Here is an 18839-nt window from a genome sequence, read left to right on the forward strand (position 1 = left end):
AATGAACAAGACCGAATTGATCGATGCCGTTGCTGAAGCTGCCGACCTGACCAAGGCCGAGTCCAGCCGCGCTGTCGATGCCGTCGTTGCTGCCGTCACCAAGGCGCTGAAGGACGGCGATGCGGTCACCCTGGTTGGCTTCGGTACCTTCCAGGTCCGCGACCGTGCTGCCCGCACCGGCCGCAACCCGAAGACCGGCGACACCATCAAGATCGCTGCTTCGAAGAATCCGTCGTTCAAGGCTGGTAAGGCCCTGAAGGATGCTGTAAACTAAGCGGCTCGCTGGGGTGCTTAGCTCAGCGGTAGAGCGTCTCCTTTACACGGAGAGGGTCGGGGGTTCGAAACCCTCAGCACCCACCACAGCACCGCGGTAAAAGTTTGAGTGTGGAGCGGTAGTTCAGCTGGTTAGAATGCTGGCCTGTCACGCCGGAGGTCGCGGGTTCGAGTCCCGTCCGCTCCGCCATTCAACGAGGCCTCCGGCCAAAAGCTGGAGGCTTTGTTTTCTCCCTGGTCCAGGCCGGTGGGAAAACAGGAAATAGCAACAATGCGGAGCGGTAGTTCAGCTGGTTAGAATGCTGGCCTGTCACGCCGGAGGTCGCGGGTTCGAGTCCCGTCCGCTCCGCCACTACATCGAGGCCCCCGGCCTAAAGCTGGGGGCCTTGTCTTCTCACCGACAGGTTCGGAAGGAAGGCGAAAAGGTTTTTGCAAGAACGGAGCGGTAGTTCAGCTGGTTAGAATGCTGGCCTGTCACGCCGGAGGTCGCGGGTTCGAGTCCCGTCCGCTCCGCCATTGCAGAATTCTTAAGTCCCTGTGAAAAAACTTTGAAAAAAGTGTTCATCGGGCTGGGTTTCCAGGGAGTCTTCGGATATACTGGGCGCCTGCAAAGTTTCAGCGCGGAGCGGTAGTTCAGCTGGTTAGAATGCTGGCCTGTCACGCCGGAGGTCGCGGGTTCGAGTCCCGTCCGCTCCGCCAACTTTAAAAGCCCTCGGCGCAAGCCGGGGGCTTTTTCTTTGTGCCCTGCGGCAGGCCTGCCGAGGTGCTGACGGCACAGGTCCGCGGAGATCGGCGCAGGCCGCGCCGGCGCTGCTTTTGGTCCCTGCGACGAAGCGGGTTACACTGCCGGGCTCGCCAATCAGGCCTTGTGATTCCTCACCATGCTGCAGAAACTCCGCGACAAGACCTCAGGCTGGATCGTCACCGTGATCCTGGGGCTGCTGATGATTCCGTTCCTGTTCGTGATCGACAACAGCTACCTGGGTGGCGTTGGCGCACAGAACGTGGCCAAGGTTTCCGCGCCTCCGACCTGGTGGCGTTCGGCACCGTCGTGGTGGCCGGTGCGCATGCTGTGGCAGCACCACGAGATCAGCGCGCAGGATTTCCGCACCCGCTTCGAGCAGGAGCGCATGCGTGAGCGCCAGCAGCAGGGCGAGAACTTCGACCCGCGCGCGTTCGAAAGTACTGAAAACAAGATGGCCGTGCTCGATCAGCTGATCGACGAGCAGGTCGTGCGCCTGGTGGGCGAGCAGGCCGGTGTTGTGATCGGCGATGGCGCGGTGCGCGAGTACATCGCCACCATCCCGGCCTTCCTCGATTCGAACGGCAAGTTCAACGAGAACAACTACCGCCTGGCCTTGGCCGGTGGCAATCCGCCGCGTACCCCCACGCAGTTCCAGGAGCTGGTGCGCGAGAGCCTGCAGCAGTCGGTGATCCCGTCGGGCCTGCAGAATTCGGGCTTCGTCACCCAGGCCGAGACCGAGCGCCTGCTGAAGCTGCTGGGTGAGACCCGCGACGTCGAACTGGCCGCGCTGCCGGAGGTTCCGGCCGATACCGCGCCGGTCACCGATGAGCAGATCAAGCAGTGGTACGACAGCCACGGCAAGGATTTCCGCCAGGCCGAAAGCGTGTCGCTGGAATACGTCGAGATCAATGGCGCCAACCTGCCGGCACCGACCGCGGCCGACGAAGCGACCCTGCGCAAGCGCTATGAGGACGAGAAGGCGAAGTTCACTTCGCCGGAACAGCGCCAGGCCGCGCACATCCTGATCACCGGTGACGGTGCCGAAGCCAAGGCGAACAAGATCGCCACCGAAGCCAAGGCGGCGGGTGCCGACTTCGCTGCACTGGCCAAGGCCAATTCGGAAGACCCGGGTTCGAAGGACCAGGGCGGTGATCTGGGCTGGGTCGAGCGTGGCGCGATGGTCAAGCCGTTCGAAGACGCCCTGTTCGCCGCCAAGGCGGGTGACGTGATCGGCCCGGTCAAGACCGACTTCGGCTACCACGTCATCAAGGTCGCCGCGGTGCGTGGCGGCGAAGGCAAGTCGTTCGAGGAAGTGCGTGACACGCTGGCCGCCGAGCAGCTGAAGGCCGACGGCGAGCGCGGCTTCAACGAGCTGGCCGGCCACCTGGTCGATGCCATCAACAAGAGCCCGAGTGATCTGGCTGCTGCGGCCAAGGAAGTAAACCTGCCGCTGCAGACCCTGGGCCCGATCACCCGCGCAACCGCCAGTGGCATCGCCACCGATCCGGCTGTGCTGCGTGCGGCCTTCTCCGAAGTGCTGGTGCAGGATGGTACTGCCAGCGACCCGATCGCCCTGGGCGGTGCCACCAACCACAGCGTGGTCATCCGCGTTGCCGCGCATACCCCGGAACAGGCAACGCCGCTGGACAAGGCGCGTGAACAGGTGATCGCCGCGATCCGCGCCGACCGCCAGCGCCAGGCCAGCGACAAGGCCGCCGACGCCGTGCTGGCCAAGCTGAAGGCTGGTGCCACCCTGCAGTCGCTGGCCGCCAGCGAGAAGCTGCAGCTGAGCCCGATGCCGGGCCTGCCGCGCAGCCAGCCGGTGCCGACCCCGGAAATCAACCGCGCGATCTTCAGTGCGCCGGTGCCGGCGGAAGGCAAGCCGAGCTACGGCAAGGTCGACGTCAACGGCCACGCGCTGCTGTTCGCAGTGAACAAGGTCAACCCGGGCGACATCAAGGAAGTGACCGCCGAGCAGCAGAAGCAGCTCAAGGATCAGCTGAGCCAGATCGACGGCATGGCCGCAGCCAAGGCCTACGTCGAGGCGATGCGCAGGAAGTTCGTGATCCAGACCACCGAAGAGAACCTGTAAGCCTCGCGGCGGGGCAGGATCGAAGAAGGCCCGGCAATGCCGGGCCTTTTTTTGTGCTTGCGGCTATGTAGAGTCGAGCCATGCTCGACTGCTTTTTGCGCCGACCATCCCGCGAGCGGAAGTCGAGCATGGCTCGACTCTACAGAGAGCAGATACCGCGGTGTTGGGGGCCGTCAGTCTTCCACGCGCAGCACTGCGCCGGGCTTCAGCACGCTGCTGCCACTCAGGCCGTTCAGCGACAGCAGGGCCTTTACCGGCATGCCGTAGCGGCGGGCGATGGTCCAGGCCGACTCGCCATCACGCACGGTGTGGCGGCGGCTGCGCGGGCGATCGGCGATCGCGGCCACGGTCTTGGCCACCTGCGGCGTCGGCGTGGTCGTGGCAACCGGTGCGGTGCTGGCCACCTGCGTGGTCGCGGCTTCCGTCACCGTCGCATTGGCGGCCGAGACCGGGGCCAGGACCCGGGTGGTTCCGGAGGCGCGGTTGCCGGCGGCCAGGGCCGGGTTGAGGCGGGCGATCCTGGCGGGGTCCAGGGCGCGCTGTGCGGCCCACTGCTGGACGCTGGTGCCAGCCGGCAGGGTGTGGTCCTTCAACACCGGCACGGTGCGGTCCAGCGAGGCCATCACGCGAGGCTGGTCCTCCACGTCTTCCAGCACGCAGGCCAGGGCATGCAGCTTCTCGACATAGGCATGGGTAACCGGCGACAGCCCCGGCAGGGCTGCCGGCTTGGCATTCTGCGCGTTCATGCCGGCCTTGCGCATGGACTGCAGTACCCGGTACTCGCCGGCGTTGTAGGCCATGGTGGCCAGGCGCCAGTCGCCGCCGAACATGCCGTGCAGGGTCTTCAGGTAGCGCACCGCGGCCTGGGTGGAATCAACGGCCGACAGGCGGCCGTCGTAGCCGTTGGCCATGGGTACGCGGTGGTTGCGCGCCGTGGTGGCGATGAACTGCCACAGGCCGGTCGGGCCGCTGCCGTTGCGGGCATTGGGCCGGTAGCCGCTTTCCACGAACGGGATCAGCGCGAATTCGGTGGGCAGGTTCGCCTTGCGCAGCTCTTCGACCACATAGCCGAACAGCACCAGCGCATCGTCATCCTGGTTGGCCAGGCGCGAGGGGGCGTGGGCGAACTGCTTCTGCCAGCGCGGGCTGGTAGCCTCGGCATCGCAGCTGGGCTCGGCCAGGCCGTCGCGGAAGCTGGTGAAGATCTCCTGACCATTGCGCACCGAGGGCGCAGGCAGCGCGGACGGATCCAGCGGCAGCGCCGCAGCGGCGGTCAGGTTCTGGCTGATGCCGGCGCCCAGCGACTGTGCGCCCGCGGTTCCGGCCAGCCCCAGGGCAAGGCCCAGGGCCAGCGGCAGACTTCGGCGCATCATGCGCGGAAGCCGTCTTTCCAGTGCCGGAGACCGGCCATCACGTCGACGTCGTCCACGACGTCACGGCCCAGGTGTGCCGACACCGACGCACGGATCGGTGCAGCGTGCACACGCAGGAAGGGATTGCAGTCGAATTCGTTGGCCAGGGTTACCGGCAGGGTGGAACGGTCATCGCGGCGCATGGCCAAAGCCTCCTCTTGGCGCTGCCACAAGGCAGCGTTGGCGGGGTCGACATGCCGCGCGAAGACGGCATTTGACACGGTGTACTCATGAGCGCAACAAAGCAGCAGTTGCGCGGGCAGGGCACCCAGCTTGCGCATCGACGCCAGCAGCTGGGACGGCGTACCTTCGAACAGGCGTCCACAGCCCAGGCTGAACAACGAATCTCCGCTGAAAAGATGTTCAGCAGTGTGAAACGCGATGTGGCTGCGGGTATGCCCGGGCACGGATAGTACGTGGAACGTCCGGCCCAGTGCCTGAACGCGTTCACCTTCGCCGACCCGCTCGGTGGCCGTGGGAATGCGTTCCTCGACCGGCGCGATGACCCGTACGCCGGGGAAACGCGCCTGCAATGCCGGCACGCCACCGATGTGGTCGTCGTGGTGATGGGTGAGCAGGATCGTGTCCACGCGCAGGCCCTGATCGGCCAGCGCGAGCACTGGCGCGGCATCGCCGGGGTCGACGACCACGGCAGCGCCCTCGTTGTCGACCAGCGTCCAGATGTAGTTATCCGCAAATGCGGGCAGGGCAGTCAGTCGCATAGAATTGGACCATGCCCGCGTTGCAGAGCACCCGTCAAGCGAGCCAGACCCCGTGGTTCGACAGTGAACCGGCGGAGGCCTTGCGCGTGCTGGAGCGGCAATTGCTGCTGCCGCAGCTGTCGGTGCTGCCGGCGCAGCCCTGGCTGTGGATCGCACCAAGTGCGGCCTGGCTGGACGATGCACAGCTGGGCGGACGCGGTCTGCGCCTGTTCCGGCAGGGGCAGGGCTATGCCGGCGACACCCGTTGTGCGCTGCCGCTGCCGCTGGCCAATGAAAGCGTAAATGCGATCGTGCTGCAGCATGTCACCGCGGCCGATGCCGACCGGCTGCTCGACGAGTGCGAGCGCGTACTGATGCCGGGCGGCCATCTGTGGCTGAGCAGCCTCAATCCGTTCAGTCCGTATCGCACGCGATGGCGCCAGCATGGACTGGTGGTGCGCACGCCACAGCGGATCCGCCTGCTGCTCGGCCGTCATGGGCTGGAATGCGACGATATGCGTTACCTGGGCCCGCTCTGGCGCGGTGCGGGCAGCCGTCGTCCCGGAGGTTGGGCGCCGCTGCGCGCGGCCTGCCTGTTCCATGCGGAAAAACGTACGCTGGCCCTGCCTGGGCCGAAACCGCTGCCGGTGCGCTGGCACGGCACCGTAGCTACCTGATTCTGGAGTTGTATTGAAAACCATCGAAATCCACACCGACGGTTCCTGCCTTGGCAATCCCGGCCCCGGCGGCTGGGCTGCGCTGCTGCGCTACAAGGGCCACGAGCGCGAACTGAGCGGTGGCGAGGCGCACACCACCAACAACCGGATGGAGCTGATGGCGGCCATTTCCGGGCTGGAGTCGCTGACCGAGCCGTGCAACATCGTGCTCTATACCGATTCGCAGTATGTGCGGCAGGGTCTGACCCAGTGGATGCCGGGCTGGATCCGCAAGAACTGGAAGACGGCTGGCGGCGATCCGGTAAAGAACCGCGAGCTGTGGGAGCGCCTGCAGGCGGCCACGCTGCGGCATCAGATCGACTGGCGCTGGGTGAAGGGTCACTCCGGCGACCCGGACAATGAGCGGGTGGATACGCTGGCCCGCAACGCGGCGATCCAGATCCGCGACGCCAGCCCGGTAAACTGAGCCCATGCGTCAGATCATCCTCGATACCGAAACCACCGGCCTGGAGTGGAAGAAGGGCAACCGCATCGTCGAAATCGGCTGCGTGGAGCTGTTCAAGCGCCGCCCGACCGGCAACAACTATCACCAGTACATCAAGCCGGACTGCGAGTTCGAACAGGGCGCGCAGGAAGTCACCGGCCTGACCCTGGAGTTCCTCGATGACAAGCCGGACTTCGCGCAGATCGCCGACGAGTTCCTGGCCTTCATCGATGGCGCCGAGCTGATCATTCACAACGCGGCGTTCGACCTCGGCTTCCTCGACAACGAGTTGTCGCTGCTGGGGCCGCAGTACGGGAAGATCACCGACCGCTGCGCCGTGATCGATACCCTTGTGATGGCGCGTGAGCGCTTCCCGGGCCAGCGCAACTCGCTGGATGCGCTGTGCAAGCGGCTGGGCGTGGACAACTCGCACCGTGCGCTGCACGGCGGCCTGCTCGATGCGCAGATCCTGGGCGACGTCTATATCGCACTGACCTCGGGTCAGGAAGAGATCGGCTTCGGATTGGGTGACGAAGAGGGGGGCGGTGCCGGTGCGGCGCTGCAGGCCTTCGACACCAGCAAGCTGCTGCCACGCCCGCGTGTGGTCGCCACTCCGTCCGAGTTGGAAGCGCATGCGGCGCGACTGGAGCGGCTGCGCAAGAAGGCCGGCCATGCGCTGTGGGATGGCCCGAAGGTGGAAGAGCCCGCCAGCGCGTAATGCCTGGGATGGGGGAGTGCCGGCCGCTGGCCGGCAGCGCCGCATCCATGCATGGCATGGATCTACGGGTTAATGGCAGCGCACCAGGATCACGCTGATGTTGTCGCGGCCACCGCCATCGAGCGCGGCCGCGACCAGCGTGTCCACGCATTCCTGTGCGCTGGCATCCTCGAAGGCGAGGGTGCGGGCAATGCCGCGGTCGTCCACTTCTTCGGTCAGGCCGTCACTGCACAGCAGCAGCTGCATGCCCGGACGCAGTTCGCCGCTGGTGGTGGCCACGTTCAGATGCGCCGGATCGGTCACGCCCAGCGCTTGGGTGACCACGTTGCGGTGCGGATGCGCACGCGCCTGTTCGGCGGTCAGGTTGCCCTGTGCGACCAGCTCCTGCACCACGCTGTGGTCCTGGCTGAGCTGCGCCAGCTGGCCATCGCGCCACAGGTAGGCGCGGCTGTCGCCGACCCACGCCACTTCATAGCGGTTGCCCTGTACCCGTGCGGCGACCACGGTGGTGCCCATCGGCAGCGTGTCGTTGCGCCGGCGCGAGGCGCGGATGATCTCTTCGTCGGCGGTGCGGATGGCCTGCGCCAGCGGCGCGCCACGGCGGATCTCGCGCACGATGGTTTCGCGCGCCAGCGCGCTGGCCACTTCGCCGCAGGCGTGCCCGCCCATGCCATCGGCCACCAGCCACAGGGCCAGCTCACTGTCACCGTAGTAGGTGTCCTCGTTGAGCTCGCGGCGCATGCCGGGGTGGGTGAGGTGTCCGAATTCGATCATGGGGCTGGGGCGGGGTATTGCTGGGGAGATAGGCATCATCGGGTGGCTGCAGGCATCCGGCAAGGCATGCGCTCAGGAAATTTTCACTTCGTTGGCCGGAATGACTTGTCGTCGGCCCCACTTCCTCGTATGATGCGCGTCCCCGGTCCGCCGGGGACCACCCGGAGAGGTGGCAGAGTGGTTGAATGTACCTGACTCGAAATCAGGCAGGCGTTTATAGCGCCTCGGGGGTTCGAATCCCCCCCTCTCCGCCAGATTGAACGAAGCGCCCGCCAGTCAATGACTTGCGGGCGTTTCTGTTTTGGGGCTCTTGGGCACTCGCTTGGACACTCATGCGATTGCCAAACTATCTCGTTGTTTCATCCACTGGCGTGTATCACTTCCGCTGGAAGGTCCCCAAGCGCTTCCAAGGCCCATTGGGCCTGAAGGTGGTGAAGCGCTCGCTCGGAACGCGCGACGCCCGTGTGGCGCATCTGCAAGCCCTCGTGCTCGCCTCCCGGTATGCTGTGGCTGCACAAGGGGGCGATATGGCAAAGAGCGTGGACGAATTGCTGCGCAGCGCGCAGAAGGGGCGGGCCGACTTTGAAGTCGTCGCTGGTCCCCACGGCTATACGGTCAAAACGGACGGATCGGCGCAGGACAACGCAGCCGCCGTCGAGGCCGTCCGTCTGTTGAACGCCAATGGCGTGACTGCTGTCGGCGGTGCGCCTCTGCCTCCCAGCCAGCGCATTGCGCTGGAAATGGCTGTTGAAAAGTGGGCCAAGACCCTGACCAGCGGGGCTCGCAAAACCCCAGGTCAGAAACTGGAGGCGGTGCAGGCGTTTGTGGCGTGGAAGAACTCCACGCGCAAGCGCTCTCCCGCGCGCGTGGCGCTCGGTGACCTGTCCAAGACTGATTGCGCTGAGTGGGTTATCCACCTCAAACAGACACCCGCCGAGCGAACCGGTAAGCCGCTGGCGGACAGTTACATTGAGACCAAGACGCGGTGGCTGTCGTTGTTCTTTGACTGGGCCATGGCGGCGGGCTACTACCCTAAGGGCGACAACATTGCCCGAGGTCACATCAAAATCAGCAAGAAGGCCAAGCGCTTGCAATCCAAAAAGACCGGCTGGCAGCCCTTCGACCTGCCACAACTGAAGTTGATTTTTAGTTTCACGGCGCTTAAGGCCATGCGGCGGCAGTCGTCGCGCTGGGTGGCGGTGATTGCGTTGTACACCGGGGCGCGCAGCAATGAGATCGCGCAGTTGGAATTGGAGGACTTCAAAGTGGTGGATGGCGTCAAGTGCATCCACATCACCACCGAAGGCCAAGACAAGAGCCTAAAGACCGAGGCAAGCGAACGCATCATCCCAATTCATCCGGACCTGTTGGGACTGGGCCTGTGGGCGCTTGTGGAGCGTTTGCGGGGAAGGGGCGAAAGCAAGTTGTTCCCCAATCTCACGTTTGACGCAAAGAACGGCCCGGCCAACGGACCGCAGAAAGCGTTCAGTCATCTCCTGAGCGACACGCTGAAAATTTCCGCGCGTGGGGAAGGGCGCATTGGCTTGCACAGTTTCCGCAAGACCGTCATCCAGCGGATGCAAGACGCATTGGTGGGGAAGGAGTACCGCGTTGCCTACGTTGGGCATGAGGGTGGGCGAGAGACTGATGACGACCATTCCGCCGTGTACGGCAAGAAGATTTCTCCGGCTGTACTGTCCGCGCAGTGTTTTCCGGCGTTGAACTGGGCAGAAGCCGGGGTGGTAAATATCGCCGCGCTGGCCCCGCTGTTTGCTCCTGAATAAAGCGCGGATGCGTGCGGGGCTCTGTCCCCGCGTGTGAATACTCCACAAAGACCCGACAGCCCCCAAGGGTGGGGGCGTCGTCGGAAGGGGGTTGGCTTTGAAGCCCCCTCGCGGGACGAGCGCCCCCCTACGGGCTGGCCGCATGCACGCTGTACCCCGTTGCTGAACCGCGCTGGCTTGCTTGCCTGCCGTGACAAGCGGGGGAGGGGAGCGTTCCCCTCCCCCCGCGCCTTGCGGCGCTCCCCCACCGCCGACACTGCGGGCTGGCGCCGCCGTGTCACCTTCGCTTTGCTTCGGGCCTACCGGCCTTATGCACAACGTCGGTTTGCGGGCGCGCTGCGGGTAATAGGTGCCCCTAGGCAAACCCAAAAAGAAGTTTGACGTGCTTGAGATACTGTCCCGATGGACTTACATCGGCCTGACGTGTTTCCACGCCTGGGGTGTTCATGCCACCAGTCACCCCACACGACTACAGGCGCCGTGCTCTTCTCTTGGACCGCGCTCAGGCCCGTCTAGCGCGCGTTGCCATTGTCACCCTGGTGGGGTGAAAAATGGCGATACCTATGACCGTGTTCTCAGAATTCCAATTCTTAGACCTTGTGCTTCCTCACGTGGGTTTTTCACCACTCACTACAAGGCGGGACGTATGTTCGGTATCCGCAGGCCCTTCGGATGGTCGATCTTGGGGCGGGCAATGGCATTTGACTTTCTGCACTGTTTCGCTAACTTGATTGACAGGAGCGAACGCTTGGGTATTGCAAATTGTCCTTTGCTTTACTCGCCTCAAGATTTGCTGATCTTGGGGCCATGAAATCAAGGTAAAGCATGTCTGTATTTTGTCAAGTCAGTCTTATCCCTTGAAGGATTGCGGTTCTTCCGCATCTTTGGAAAAAAAAGGAGGGGCTAGCCCCTCCTTTTTTTATTTGCGTCGAGACGGTTCAACCCCATCCATAATAATTCTGCTAGGCGGAATTGCGGGCTTGGGCGGGCTTTGCTGGTTTGTCGTCTGCGGAGGTGGTGGTGGGGGCGTTGCTGGCTTATTCTCGCTCATCGAAACCTCGCTGAGATTTGTCACTTGGACTTTGACAGGTTCGCGATCCGCAGTTGACGGCCGCACCAAGTAGGTTACACCAGATGCAGCAAAGCCAACCAGAGCCCAGGCTACGAACCTATTTGCCCGTCGGATCCAACGCGCCTTGGTATCGTTACACTCCCCGTTAGTGGAGGCGTCTTTGGCGTAGCGCTCATCGATCTGCTGAAAGAAGTCAACCGATGCCAAGCGCTGTGCTGCTTCTTCATCTTCACCTTGGTTCTTATAGTAATCAAGCAGTTGCTTCTTTGTTCTCATCAGTCCTTCAGCATCAGGGCTGTGAGCGTAACTGTACCCAGTGTATGCGCGGACTACGAAGTACACAGATGCAAAGAGAAGCCCGGTGGTGACCATGAGCGCGGCAGTGGACACGAAAGTCCACGGACTGAAGTCGAAACTGCTGGATTTCGCCATCGTGTAAGTGCCGCCAAGCAGAAGTGTCACAACGCCGACCAGAAACGACAGGCTTGAGTTGAGTGCGTCCCTTCGTTGGAGTTCCCAAAAGTAATGCTCTTTAAAGGTTGTATCTCTGTCCATGCTTGGTCGTCCGACTGCAATTGGACATATTTTGGCATTTCCTTCCCTTGAACAACGCGCTTAGGAGCGTCTCCCGAGACTATAAAGGCACGCTGACAATTCTGCGTTTTTCGTAGTATTCTTTGATCCACTGGGTGGGCATTCTTTGTGGCTGTCTTAGCAAAGCCCTCGCAGCCTATGTCTTCCTCGATCTACGCGGCACGATTGCGCCAGGCCCGCTTGGCGGCTGGGCTGTCGCAGATCAAGTTGGGCGAAATGATCGGACTGGATCAAAGCGTGGGCTCGCCTCGAATTAGCCGCTACGAGAAGGGGCATCACACCCCGGACATTGAAAGCGCCAAGCAGATCGCTGAAACGCTTGGCGTGCCGCTGCCGTTTTTCTTTGCCGAGGACGACCGCATGGCGCGACTGATCCTCATGTACGCAAAGTTGGACGATCCCAGCAAGGATCGGCTTCTGCGCCGTTTGCGACGGCTGGTGGGCCCAACCCTGATTGACTGACGGCTGTCAGGAAATACCTGACACATCGGCTGTGCGCACAACTCTGCGTTTATCGTAGAATTGGGTCTCCACAACGGCCCGAGAGGGGGCAGAAGATGAAACGGACTTTGTTGGCGGTGTGCCTGTTGCCGCTCACTGCAAGCGTGTTTGCGCAGGCGGCCGCTGAACGTGATGGCCCCAAACCCGGTGGGATTGGAGGGTTCTTCAAGGGCGTGAAGGACAAATTGGGCCTTCGCATCGAGTACCCCGACGGTGGCGGAAGCCTTGCAGGGGGTGGGGGCCTGTACACGCCCATCAGTGGCGGGCAGACGTTTGCGACGCTGTTCCGCAACGAAGACCACGACCAAGCCATTCAAGGGCGTTTGCAGTGGCCTCGGGCGGCTCTCACGTTCGTGGAATACGGGCGGAACCTGCCGTGCTGGACGGTCAAGGCCACGATCTGGACCAGTCCTACGGCATCCCGGGATGAGACGTTCAAGACCTGCGCTGACGCCAAACTGACCAAGACCAACGACCTGGGGGAGACCAGCACCTTTGGCCGGTCAGTCGGGTTCGTCGGACTGTTGAACGCGCAGCCGCGCTTCGGTGCCGTTCCCACCACGGGCGACAGTCGCACGCTCGGCCCCAATCCGCCTCGACTGCTGTTCCAAGTCGATGTGGATAAGCCCATGCGCGACAAAATGCGCGAAATCGTCATCAACGCGGCGTGGGTTTCGGGCTTCTACGGGCAGGGCAACGACCTCTCGCACGCGTCCATCTTCTATGACTACCGCATGTGGATCGCTGGCTTTGAGCCTAGCGGCAACCGTGGCTGATCGCACACCAAGGAGCGGGTATGGGCTACAAAATTACGGGTGAACTCACATTGTTGGGCGATGCGCAGTTCGGGCCGAACGGCGTTCGCCAGTATTCGGTCATCGAAATTGGTGGCAACGTCTATTCGAAATTCCGCGCGCCTGCTGGGATCAACACGTTTCTTGAAAAAGCGGTCTACACGAACGGCCCGACAACGCTCTACGTCGAAGGAAACTTCATCTACGGCGTTACAACGCCTGAGGGGAAGACCTATTGCTGGAAGAAGGAACCGTTTGGGTCGCTGTTCCTGCTGGTGCTGGGCATCATCGGTCTGCCGTTCATGGGGATTGGGCTGATCTTCATCATTGGGGCGATGAAAGAATTGTCCATCAATGGTGGCAGCAATGCATTGTTGAAGCAGGGCGGAATTCGAGTCTAGTGGCGAGCGCCCCTTCAGTGCACTGAAGGGGCGGCCGTATGAAAGCGGCAAGTGGCCAGCCTAAAGCGCCATCCATGCAGCATGGATGTATGCAAATACCATGATGCCGAAGGACACAATGCCGCATCCGGCGGCAACAGCGACGTTAAGAACCCAGAGCGGCTGAAGGCGTCGCATCGTCCCCGCCATCTCTTCTTGATGCCTGCTCATTCGGGCTTCGAAGGTCTCCGGATCATTGACGGCCTGTGCAAGCGCAATATTCGATTTCGAACGAACAATCATTCCGTACACCTCCCACGCAATGAATGCGAAGACGGAAATCGACAGAAAGATTGTTGCTGAAAAGTAGGTGGCAGGTGTGAACGTTGGCTTCCCTGCCGAAAGCAGGGCCGCCATTGCGGCGTAACCGACGGCGAGAATTACATTCGTGTAACTGGTCGCTGCTGCAATGCTTTCCTTCAGCACTTCTTTCTGGATCGCAACAAAGTCGCCGCGGTACATCTCACGGTGCCACTGCATAATTGCCTGGAAGTCAGGTTCCGGAATTCCTGTTGCAACCCAGACTGTGAACTTGTCACCGCGATGAAAGAAGTATCGCTTCTCGTATATGGTTTTTCTGCCTGTGCCTCGCTCTTCCCACTCCGCAATCGTGTCCCAATAACTGGGAACATCCAATCCGTTGGCGACGCCGCCGAGAAGCCTGCCTAACGTATAGTCCACGCGCTTTCCCCCTGTGGCTTTCAATTAGCACAACATAGCGCATGCTGAGTTGCGGTTGCTAGGTGGAGGTCCTATCGGCGATGTGACCTGGAGCAGCGGGCGGCGCTCCGAGGGGCGGTTGCAGCGGATCGTTCGGCGTGCCCGACAGTGCCGACGCGATCTGCGCCACCATTTCCTCTGGGCACATACAGCCGGGATGCATCTGGTAGCGCCGAACGAAATGCGAATGGTTGTAGTCAAGCACCACTCGGATGACACGCAGTTGCTCTGAGGTAAGGGCAGTATTCTTTTGATCTGGGACTGGCTTGGGTTTCATCAATTTTCTCCTCTCGCAGATTTTCTCGCTTCGAAATGCGTCAATCCAATTTCCTTGAGTGCAGGCAATCTGTCCGGCGTGAGGTTGCGCAGGGCTACCAAGAGAAGTCCGCACAGTTCAGCCGGGTCCATCTGATCGGCACCTGCTGCGATCACGACGCCCCCAAGTTCGATCTTGCGGTGGGCGTCCTTTTGTCGGGTCCAACTCACGGCCTGAGCCAATCGTATTCGTTTCTGGGCATTGGCCTCCCGTGTCCGCTCGCGCTTGTTCTTGAGGTTTAACTGAGCCTTGAGTTGCCTTGCGCGCTTGTCGGCGTCCGCCGCTCGCTCTTCCAATGATTTCTTTTTCATAAATTTTCCTGATTTGGATGTTCTCTCAGATAAACAGAAAATTTGGATTCGACAAGTCCCGATTTCCTGTTTAAATAAATATATGCCGCGCTTCTGGGTGCGGGTTCTTTGAGAAGGTCCGACAGGGCCTATTAAAAGCGCAGTTATGTTTTCCCCCTTCGGGTGAAAACCTGCGGTCAGGGGCTCCGCCCCCGACACCCCAAGGAGCCAAAAGCGGCTTTGTTGGGGTTTTGGGGAAAAAGCGTCATGGCCATTTATCACTGTTCGATCAAAAGCATCAGCCGGAGCCAAGGAAGCAGCGTCACCGCCGCCGCTGCCTACCGGGCCGGCATTCGGATCGAGGACGACACCACGGGGCTCGTACACGACTACACCCGGAAGAAGGGCGTGGTGTCGGTGGACATGCTGGCTCCGGTCGGTGCCCCGACCTGGGTTGCTGATCCCAGCATGCTGTGGAACGCGGCCGAGGCCACTGAAACGCGAAAGAACGCGCGGGTGGGCCGGGAGATGATTGTGGCGTTGCCACACGAAATGAGCGACGCGCAGCGGCGTGACCTAGCGATTGGGATTGGGCAAATGCTTGTGGACCGCTATAACGTGGCCGCCCAAGTTGCATTGCACGCGCCAGATAAAGAGGGCGACCAGCGCAACCACCACGCCCATATTCTTTTCACGTCCCGTCAGGTTGGGGCAGAGGGCTTGGGCGCGTACGCGTCCAAGATCCTCGACGATTTCAAGCAGGGCAGGAAGGAAGTTACCGCGCTGCGCGCAGCAGTCGCTCAGATCGTGAACCGGCATTTAGAGCGTGGAGGCTACTTCGAACGCGTGGACGCCCGTTCTCTGGTGGACCAGAACCTAGACGCCATAGAGCAAGGGGATTGGACGAAGGCCCGAGAAACAGATCGCCTGCCCACGGTTAAAGAGGGGCACGCCCCGGGGCAGAGGCGCGCTCGGCGCGCTATCAATGCCCGCATTCGCAACAGCAACGCCGCCACGCAGCGCAAGTGGGACATGTGGGAGCAGAAAGCCCGCAACGAAGGACGTTTGATGCCCGCTGCCAACGACACCCAAATCGAAATCAGGAGTAATAATGGAAAAAGCCACCAATCCCGAACCCGACCAAACAAGCAACGCGCTTGCCCCCCTCTCACCCGAGATCACGTCGATACTTGTCGATTGCGATCTGACAGCGATGGCGCCGAGCCGGTGCTTCGAGTGCCAGTTGGCAACCGTCTTGCAACTCTCAAGCCTCGATGGGGGGAACAACGCAGTGGTGGTCCACTGCGGGGCAATGAACCGCGACATAGAAGTGCTGGTGCGTCGCTGCACGGCGTTCCGACCGCACGCCTAGGTGCTGGTGGCGGTTCCGGTGGCGGGCGCGTCAGGCTGACCATCGACGGGGATGCATCCTCGCGCCAAGCGCTGATGCTCATGCAAGAGCGTTTGGACTTGGAGGAGGAGGCCCGCCAATCGATTAGACGTCAACAACGTGAAACGGAGACGCTGCTGGCGGCGTTTTCGAGTGCTGATGCTATTCGCTTAAGGGAAGCGCAGAGACAGATTGCTCGATGCCAGGCATGGTTGACTGACAACGAGCACGAGGAACAGCGGCGGTTCCGGGAGCGGGAGAGGCGCAAGCGCGAAGTTGAGACGGTTGAAGCCTCGCTTCGCCATTGGAAGGTGGCCAACCCCGAGCCATGGCGCTACTGGCCTGCGCACAAGAAGTGGCTGGCGTCTTTTGAACGGCGGATGTCTTCTGTGAGAACCGCTCGCAAGTACTACGAGCAGGCGATGGCTGAAGCCAATCTGCGTGCGTTAGAGGCATTGGAGCAGGAACGCGGCAGGGTGCGGCGTGCACTGGCGCGCGCTGAGGCGGTAGCAAGCGAGATCGCCGGAGTAGGTAGCGCTGGAGGAGAAACCGCAGCCATTAGGTCAGTCGAAAAGACCGAGAGCCCGTTGTTTGGAAGGCCAGAGAAACATGTGGAAGAAAGCGTAAGGCGAGGATTGAGTCAGCGTTAAGGTAGTTGTTGGCGCCCTGCAGTGGCGCCGTTAAGTACTTTTTCGCTGTGTCCTACATCACGACTGCGGTGTGCGTTTTAGCCAACTTGCTACCGCAGCCAATTGGAACTCACGCCATGTCTGGAAGCGCGTAGTCCGCTGTGCCAGATTGTCAAAATGAGAAGTAGGAACGCGGCTAAACTCTTCCGCGGTATCGGCTTCAATCTGGCCAAAGTCCAATAGTTCTTGGATGTGAGCGAAATCCGTTTCGGTGGAAACAAATTCCGGGTTAAAAAGTTCGGTATATGGGATCTGATACGTTGTTTTCATGATTGGATCCGATCGCGCCACCGATGCGATGGCGATATCATTAGATTTGATAGTTGTGGTTCGGTCAAATTTGAAAATAGTGTTATAAAACAATAGCTTGTATATTTTCTGTAGCATTAGTTTGATATGAGTGTTATGTTATTTTTCCATTGATTTAACTGTCGTTTATTTTTTGCTCTATCGGCAGGTCGGGGCATCCCTGCCGTAGACTTGGACCTTAGTGACGAGACTGCTATCGTGGACACTTCCTTGGACACCTTGCGCGGGTGCCTCGGGCGCCAAGTCAAGTGTGGCAAGGGTTCCGGGGGATTGAGTGGCTGAGACTCCCCCCTCTCCGCCAGATTAAAGAAAAAGGGCTGCCGAAAGGCAGCCCTTTTTCTTTAATCTGGCGCGGGACGCGCCGCGCTCTGCGCGTCGCCCCACACGTTGCTGCGCAACCTGTGGGCCCCTCCCTTTGCCGGCCTCTCCCCGCCCCTGTCGGGGCAGGTGCATCAGTAGATCCACGCCATGCGTGGATGCTGTTCCTGCTGGCAGGCTCATCCACGCATGCCGTGGATCTACCCATTCCATCGCGAGCTGCGGGTTAAACTGCCTGCATCACCTGCTGGAGCTTTCCCCATGACTGCTGAAATCCTCGTCCCCGTTTCTTTCGGCGAGCTGCTGGACAAGATCTCGATCCTGCAGATCAAGTCCGAGCGCATCAGTGACGAGGGCAAGCTGGCCAATGTGCGCAAAGAACTGTCGGCGCTGGAGCAGACCTGGATGGCACACCCGGCGGCGGTGAAGGACATCGCCAAGCTGCGTGCCGAGCTGAAGGCGGTCAACGAGCAGCTGTGGGACATCGAGGACGACATCCGCCTGAAAGAGAAGGCGCAGGCGTTCGACCAGGGTTTCATCGACCTGGCGCGCAGCGTCTACCTGCGCAATGACGAACGCGCGCGCATCAAGAAGGCGATCAACCTGGCGCTGGGTTCGGCGTACGTGGAAGAGAAGTCCTACCAGGATTACGCGCAGCGCGCGTAATCCGGGGCAGCCTGCTGCTCACCCCAGGTGGTCGGCGACGTAGCGTTCGAACGCAGCGATACCGTCTTCCACGGTGATCAGTTCCATCACATCGTCGAACTCGATCTTGGTGCCCCACTTCAGATCCGAGGCCTGCTTGGCCAGGTACTTGCGCGCGGCATCGTCGTAGCGGTCCACGCAGTAGCGGCGGTCGGAATAGGGACCGCTGCGGTTCGGGTTGCTGGCCGCGTGCAGGCCCAGTACCTTGGCGCCCATCGCGTTGGCGATGTGCATCGGGCCCGAGTCCGGGGTCATCACCAGATTGGCGCGGGCCAGCAGCGCCGGCAGCTGCTTCAAGGTGTCCTTGCCGACCAGGTCCAGCGCCGGTGTGTGCAGCTGTGCCTGGATGGCATCGGCCATGCTGCGCTCCAGTTCGCTCCGGCCTCCGCACAGCACCACCTGCCAACCGCGCTGTGCGGCGTGGTTGGCCACGGCGGCGTAGCGGTCTGCATACCAGTTGCGGCGCACGTGACTGGAACAGGGCGAGATCATCAACACCGGGCGGCCATCGTCCTGCCATTGCGCGGCGGCCCACTCATATGCGGACTGCGGCACCGCCAGGTCCCAGCTGACCTCGGTCTGGCGCAGGCCAAGGGGTTCACAGAAACTGCCGATGGCATCCAGCACATGGATGCCGGGGCGGTCGGGGATGCGTTCGTTGATGAAGAGACCATGCAGGTCCTTCGAGCGGCTGCGGTCATAGCCGATGCGACGCTCTGCGGGAATGAAGGCCGACAGCAGGTTGGCGCGGAACGCCACCTGCATCTGCAACAGCGCTTCGAAGCGCCCCGGCGGCAGCTGCCTGCGCAGTTCCTTGACCCCGGCCATGCCGCTCTTCTTGTCGTAGGCATGGAAGGTGACACCGGGCAGGCCGTCGAGCAGCTTGTGGCCGGCCTTGTCGATGATCCAGTGGATCGGCGTATCCGGGCGCGCAGCCTGCAGGGTGCGCACCAGGGGCACCACGTGGGTGACATCGCCAAGTGCGGACAGGCGCAGGAGGCACAAGGAGGAGGACGCTGATGCCATGTGTTGTTAGACTCA

19 protein-coding genes and 6 tRNA genes are annotated in these 18839 nt (G+C 61.7%); 17 read left to right on the forward strand and 8 right to left on the reverse strand.

The annotated features are described in order from the left end of the window. The first annotated feature begins 1 nt into the window (after position 1). The 7 genes from ACZK4Z_RS04760 to ACZK4Z_RS04790 all read left to right on the forward strand — a co-directional run bounded on the left by ACZK4Z_RS04760 (position 2) and on the right by ACZK4Z_RS04790 (position 3110). Positions 2–274 (forward strand): HU family DNA-binding protein, encoded by a 273-nt coding sequence (locus tag ACZK4Z_RS04760; protein ID WP_004146343.1) that lies wholly within the window; start codon positions 2–4, stop codon positions 272–274. A gap of 11 nt (positions 275–285) precedes the next feature. Next, a tRNA-Val gene (locus ACZK4Z_RS04765) sits at positions 286–360 on the forward strand. A 26-nt stretch (positions 361–386) separates the two neighbouring features. Further along, positions 387–463, forward strand: a tRNA-Asp gene (locus ACZK4Z_RS04770). 85 nt (positions 464–548) lie between these two features. Then, positions 549–625, forward strand: a tRNA-Asp gene (locus ACZK4Z_RS04775). Between the two features lie 87 nt (positions 626–712). Next, positions 713–789: transfer RNA gene (locus ACZK4Z_RS04780), tRNA-Asp, on the forward strand. Between the two features lie 106 nt (positions 790–895). Then, positions 896–972: transfer RNA gene (locus ACZK4Z_RS04785), tRNA-Asp, on the forward strand. Between the two features lie 182 nt (positions 973–1154). Continuing rightward, positions 1155–3110: a peptidyl-prolyl cis-trans isomerase gene (locus ACZK4Z_RS04790; RefSeq protein ID WP_100437402.1), complete on the forward strand. Its 1956-nt coding sequence runs from the start codon at positions 1155–1157 to the stop codon at positions 3108–3110. A gap of 173 nt (positions 3111–3283) precedes the next feature. Here ACZK4Z_RS04790 and ACZK4Z_RS04795 read toward each other — a convergent pair whose 3' ends face one another. Together ACZK4Z_RS04795 and gloB are read right to left on the reverse strand one after the other, a co-directional pair. Then, entirely contained in the window at positions 3284–4483 is a 1200-nt protein-coding gene (locus ACZK4Z_RS04795) for a lytic transglycosylase domain-containing protein (protein WP_121504046.1), read from the reverse strand. After that, positions 4480–5244 carry a hydroxyacylglutathione hydrolase gene (gloB, locus tag ACZK4Z_RS04800; RefSeq protein WP_125894648.1) on the reverse strand — a complete coding sequence of 255 codons (765 nt, stop codon included), beginning with the start codon at positions 5242–5244 and terminating at the stop codon, positions 4480–4482. Before gloB ends, ACZK4Z_RS04795 begins: the two co-directional genes overlap by 4 nt. Positions 5245–5255: 11 nt before the next feature. Between gloB and ACZK4Z_RS04805 the strand changes: the two genes are divergently transcribed. From ACZK4Z_RS04805 to dnaQ, 3 genes are read left to right on the forward strand one after another with little or no spacing between them, the layout of a single operon-like run. After that, positions 5256–5900 carry a methyltransferase domain-containing protein gene (locus ACZK4Z_RS04805; protein ID WP_049400387.1) on the forward strand — a complete coding sequence of 215 codons (645 nt, stop codon included), beginning with the start codon at positions 5256–5258 and terminating at the stop codon, positions 5898–5900. A 13-nt stretch (positions 5901–5913) separates the two neighbouring features. Then, positions 5914–6366 (forward strand): ribonuclease HI, encoded by a 453-nt coding sequence (rnhA, locus tag ACZK4Z_RS04810; RefSeq protein ID WP_032129326.1) that lies wholly within the window; start codon positions 5914–5916, stop codon positions 6364–6366. A gap of 4 nt (positions 6367–6370) precedes the next feature. Beyond that, positions 6371–7102, forward strand: a complete 732-nt coding sequence (dnaQ, locus tag ACZK4Z_RS04815) for a DNA polymerase III subunit epsilon (protein WP_125894646.1) — start codon at positions 6371–6373, stop codon at positions 7100–7102. Between the two features lie 69 nt (positions 7103–7171). Here dnaQ and ACZK4Z_RS04820 read toward each other — a convergent pair whose 3' ends face one another. Then, complete coding sequence (locus tag ACZK4Z_RS04820; RefSeq protein WP_005408277.1) at positions 7172–7876, reverse strand: PP2C family protein-serine/threonine phosphatase; 705 nt, start codon at positions 7874–7876, stop codon at positions 7172–7174. A 163-nt stretch (positions 7877–8039) separates the two neighbouring features. On the opposite strand from ACZK4Z_RS04820, the gene ACZK4Z_RS04825 reads away from it, so the two are divergent. Together ACZK4Z_RS04825 and ACZK4Z_RS04830 are read left to right on the forward strand one after the other, a co-directional pair. Further along, positions 8040–8130 (forward strand) — tRNA-Ser (locus ACZK4Z_RS04825). 78 nt (positions 8131–8208) lie between these two features. Next, positions 8209–9660, forward strand: coding sequence for a site-specific integrase (locus ACZK4Z_RS04830; protein ID WP_164076354.1), 1452 nt, complete (start codon positions 8209–8211; stop codon positions 9658–9660). A gap of 919 nt (positions 9661–10579) precedes the next feature. Here the strand turns inward: ACZK4Z_RS04830 and ACZK4Z_RS04835 are convergent. Further along, entirely contained in the window at positions 10580–11287 is a 708-nt protein-coding gene (locus ACZK4Z_RS04835) for a Pycsar system effector family protein (protein ID WP_164076355.1), read from the reverse strand. Positions 11288–11464: 177 nt separating this feature from the next. Here ACZK4Z_RS04835 and ACZK4Z_RS04840 point away from each other — a divergent pair, with 177 nt between their 5' ends. From ACZK4Z_RS04840 to ACZK4Z_RS04850, 3 genes are all read left to right on the forward strand, one after another. Further along, entirely contained in the window at positions 11465–11788 is a 324-nt protein-coding gene (locus ACZK4Z_RS04840; RefSeq protein WP_164076356.1) for a helix-turn-helix domain-containing protein, read from the forward strand. Positions 11789–11883: 95 nt separating this feature from the next. Then, complete coding sequence (locus ACZK4Z_RS04845; RefSeq protein ID WP_197591985.1) at positions 11884–12603, forward strand: hypothetical protein; 720 nt, start codon at positions 11884–11886, stop codon at positions 12601–12603. A 20-nt stretch (positions 12604–12623) separates the two neighbouring features. Further along, on the forward strand, positions 12624–13022 hold the full coding sequence (locus ACZK4Z_RS04850) for a hypothetical protein (RefSeq protein ID WP_164076358.1): 399 nt from the start codon (positions 12624–12626) through the stop codon (positions 13020–13022). A 60-nt stretch (positions 13023–13082) separates the two neighbouring features. On the opposite strand, the gene ACZK4Z_RS04855 is transcribed toward ACZK4Z_RS04850, so the two are convergent. Together ACZK4Z_RS04855 and ACZK4Z_RS04860 are read right to left on the reverse strand one after the other, a co-directional pair. Then, positions 13083–13742: a hypothetical protein gene (locus ACZK4Z_RS04855; protein WP_164076359.1), complete on the reverse strand. Its 660-nt coding sequence runs from the start codon at positions 13740–13742 to the stop codon at positions 13083–13085. A gap of 315 nt (positions 13743–14057) precedes the next feature. Continuing rightward, entirely contained in the window at positions 14058–14408 is a 351-nt protein-coding gene (locus ACZK4Z_RS04860; RefSeq protein WP_164076360.1) for a conjugal transfer protein TraD, read from the reverse strand. 246 nt (positions 14409–14654) lie between these two features. Here ACZK4Z_RS04860 and mobQ point away from each other — a divergent pair, with 246 nt between their 5' ends. Further along, positions 14655–16427 carry a MobQ family relaxase gene (mobQ, locus tag ACZK4Z_RS04865; RefSeq protein WP_164076361.1) on the forward strand — a complete coding sequence of 591 codons (1773 nt, stop codon included), beginning with the start codon at positions 14655–14657 and terminating at the stop codon, positions 16425–16427. A 57-nt stretch (positions 16428–16484) separates the two neighbouring features. On the opposite strand, the gene ACZK4Z_RS04870 is transcribed toward mobQ, so the two are convergent. Further along, positions 16485–16736 (reverse strand): hypothetical protein, encoded by a 252-nt coding sequence (locus ACZK4Z_RS04870; RefSeq protein ID WP_164076362.1) that lies wholly within the window; start codon positions 16734–16736, stop codon positions 16485–16487. 618 nt (positions 16737–17354) lie between these two features. Between ACZK4Z_RS04870 and ACZK4Z_RS04875 the strand changes: the two genes are divergently transcribed. Next, the gene (locus ACZK4Z_RS04875) at positions 17355–17759 is read left to right on the forward strand and encodes a DUF6165 family protein (RefSeq protein ID WP_046982834.1); all 405 of its coding nucleotides are present in this window, start codon (positions 17355–17357) and stop codon (positions 17757–17759) included. An 18-nt stretch (positions 17760–17777) separates the two neighbouring features. Here ACZK4Z_RS04875 and ACZK4Z_RS04880 read toward each other — a convergent pair whose 3' ends face one another. Next, positions 17778–18824 (reverse strand): glycosyltransferase family 9 protein, encoded by a 1047-nt coding sequence (locus tag ACZK4Z_RS04880; RefSeq protein ID WP_049400633.1) that lies wholly within the window; start codon positions 18822–18824, stop codon positions 17778–17780. Positions 18825–18839: the final 15 nt, after the last annotated feature.

The sequence above is a fragment of the Stenotrophomonas sp. 71799_Sma genome, from assembly GCF_056482505.1.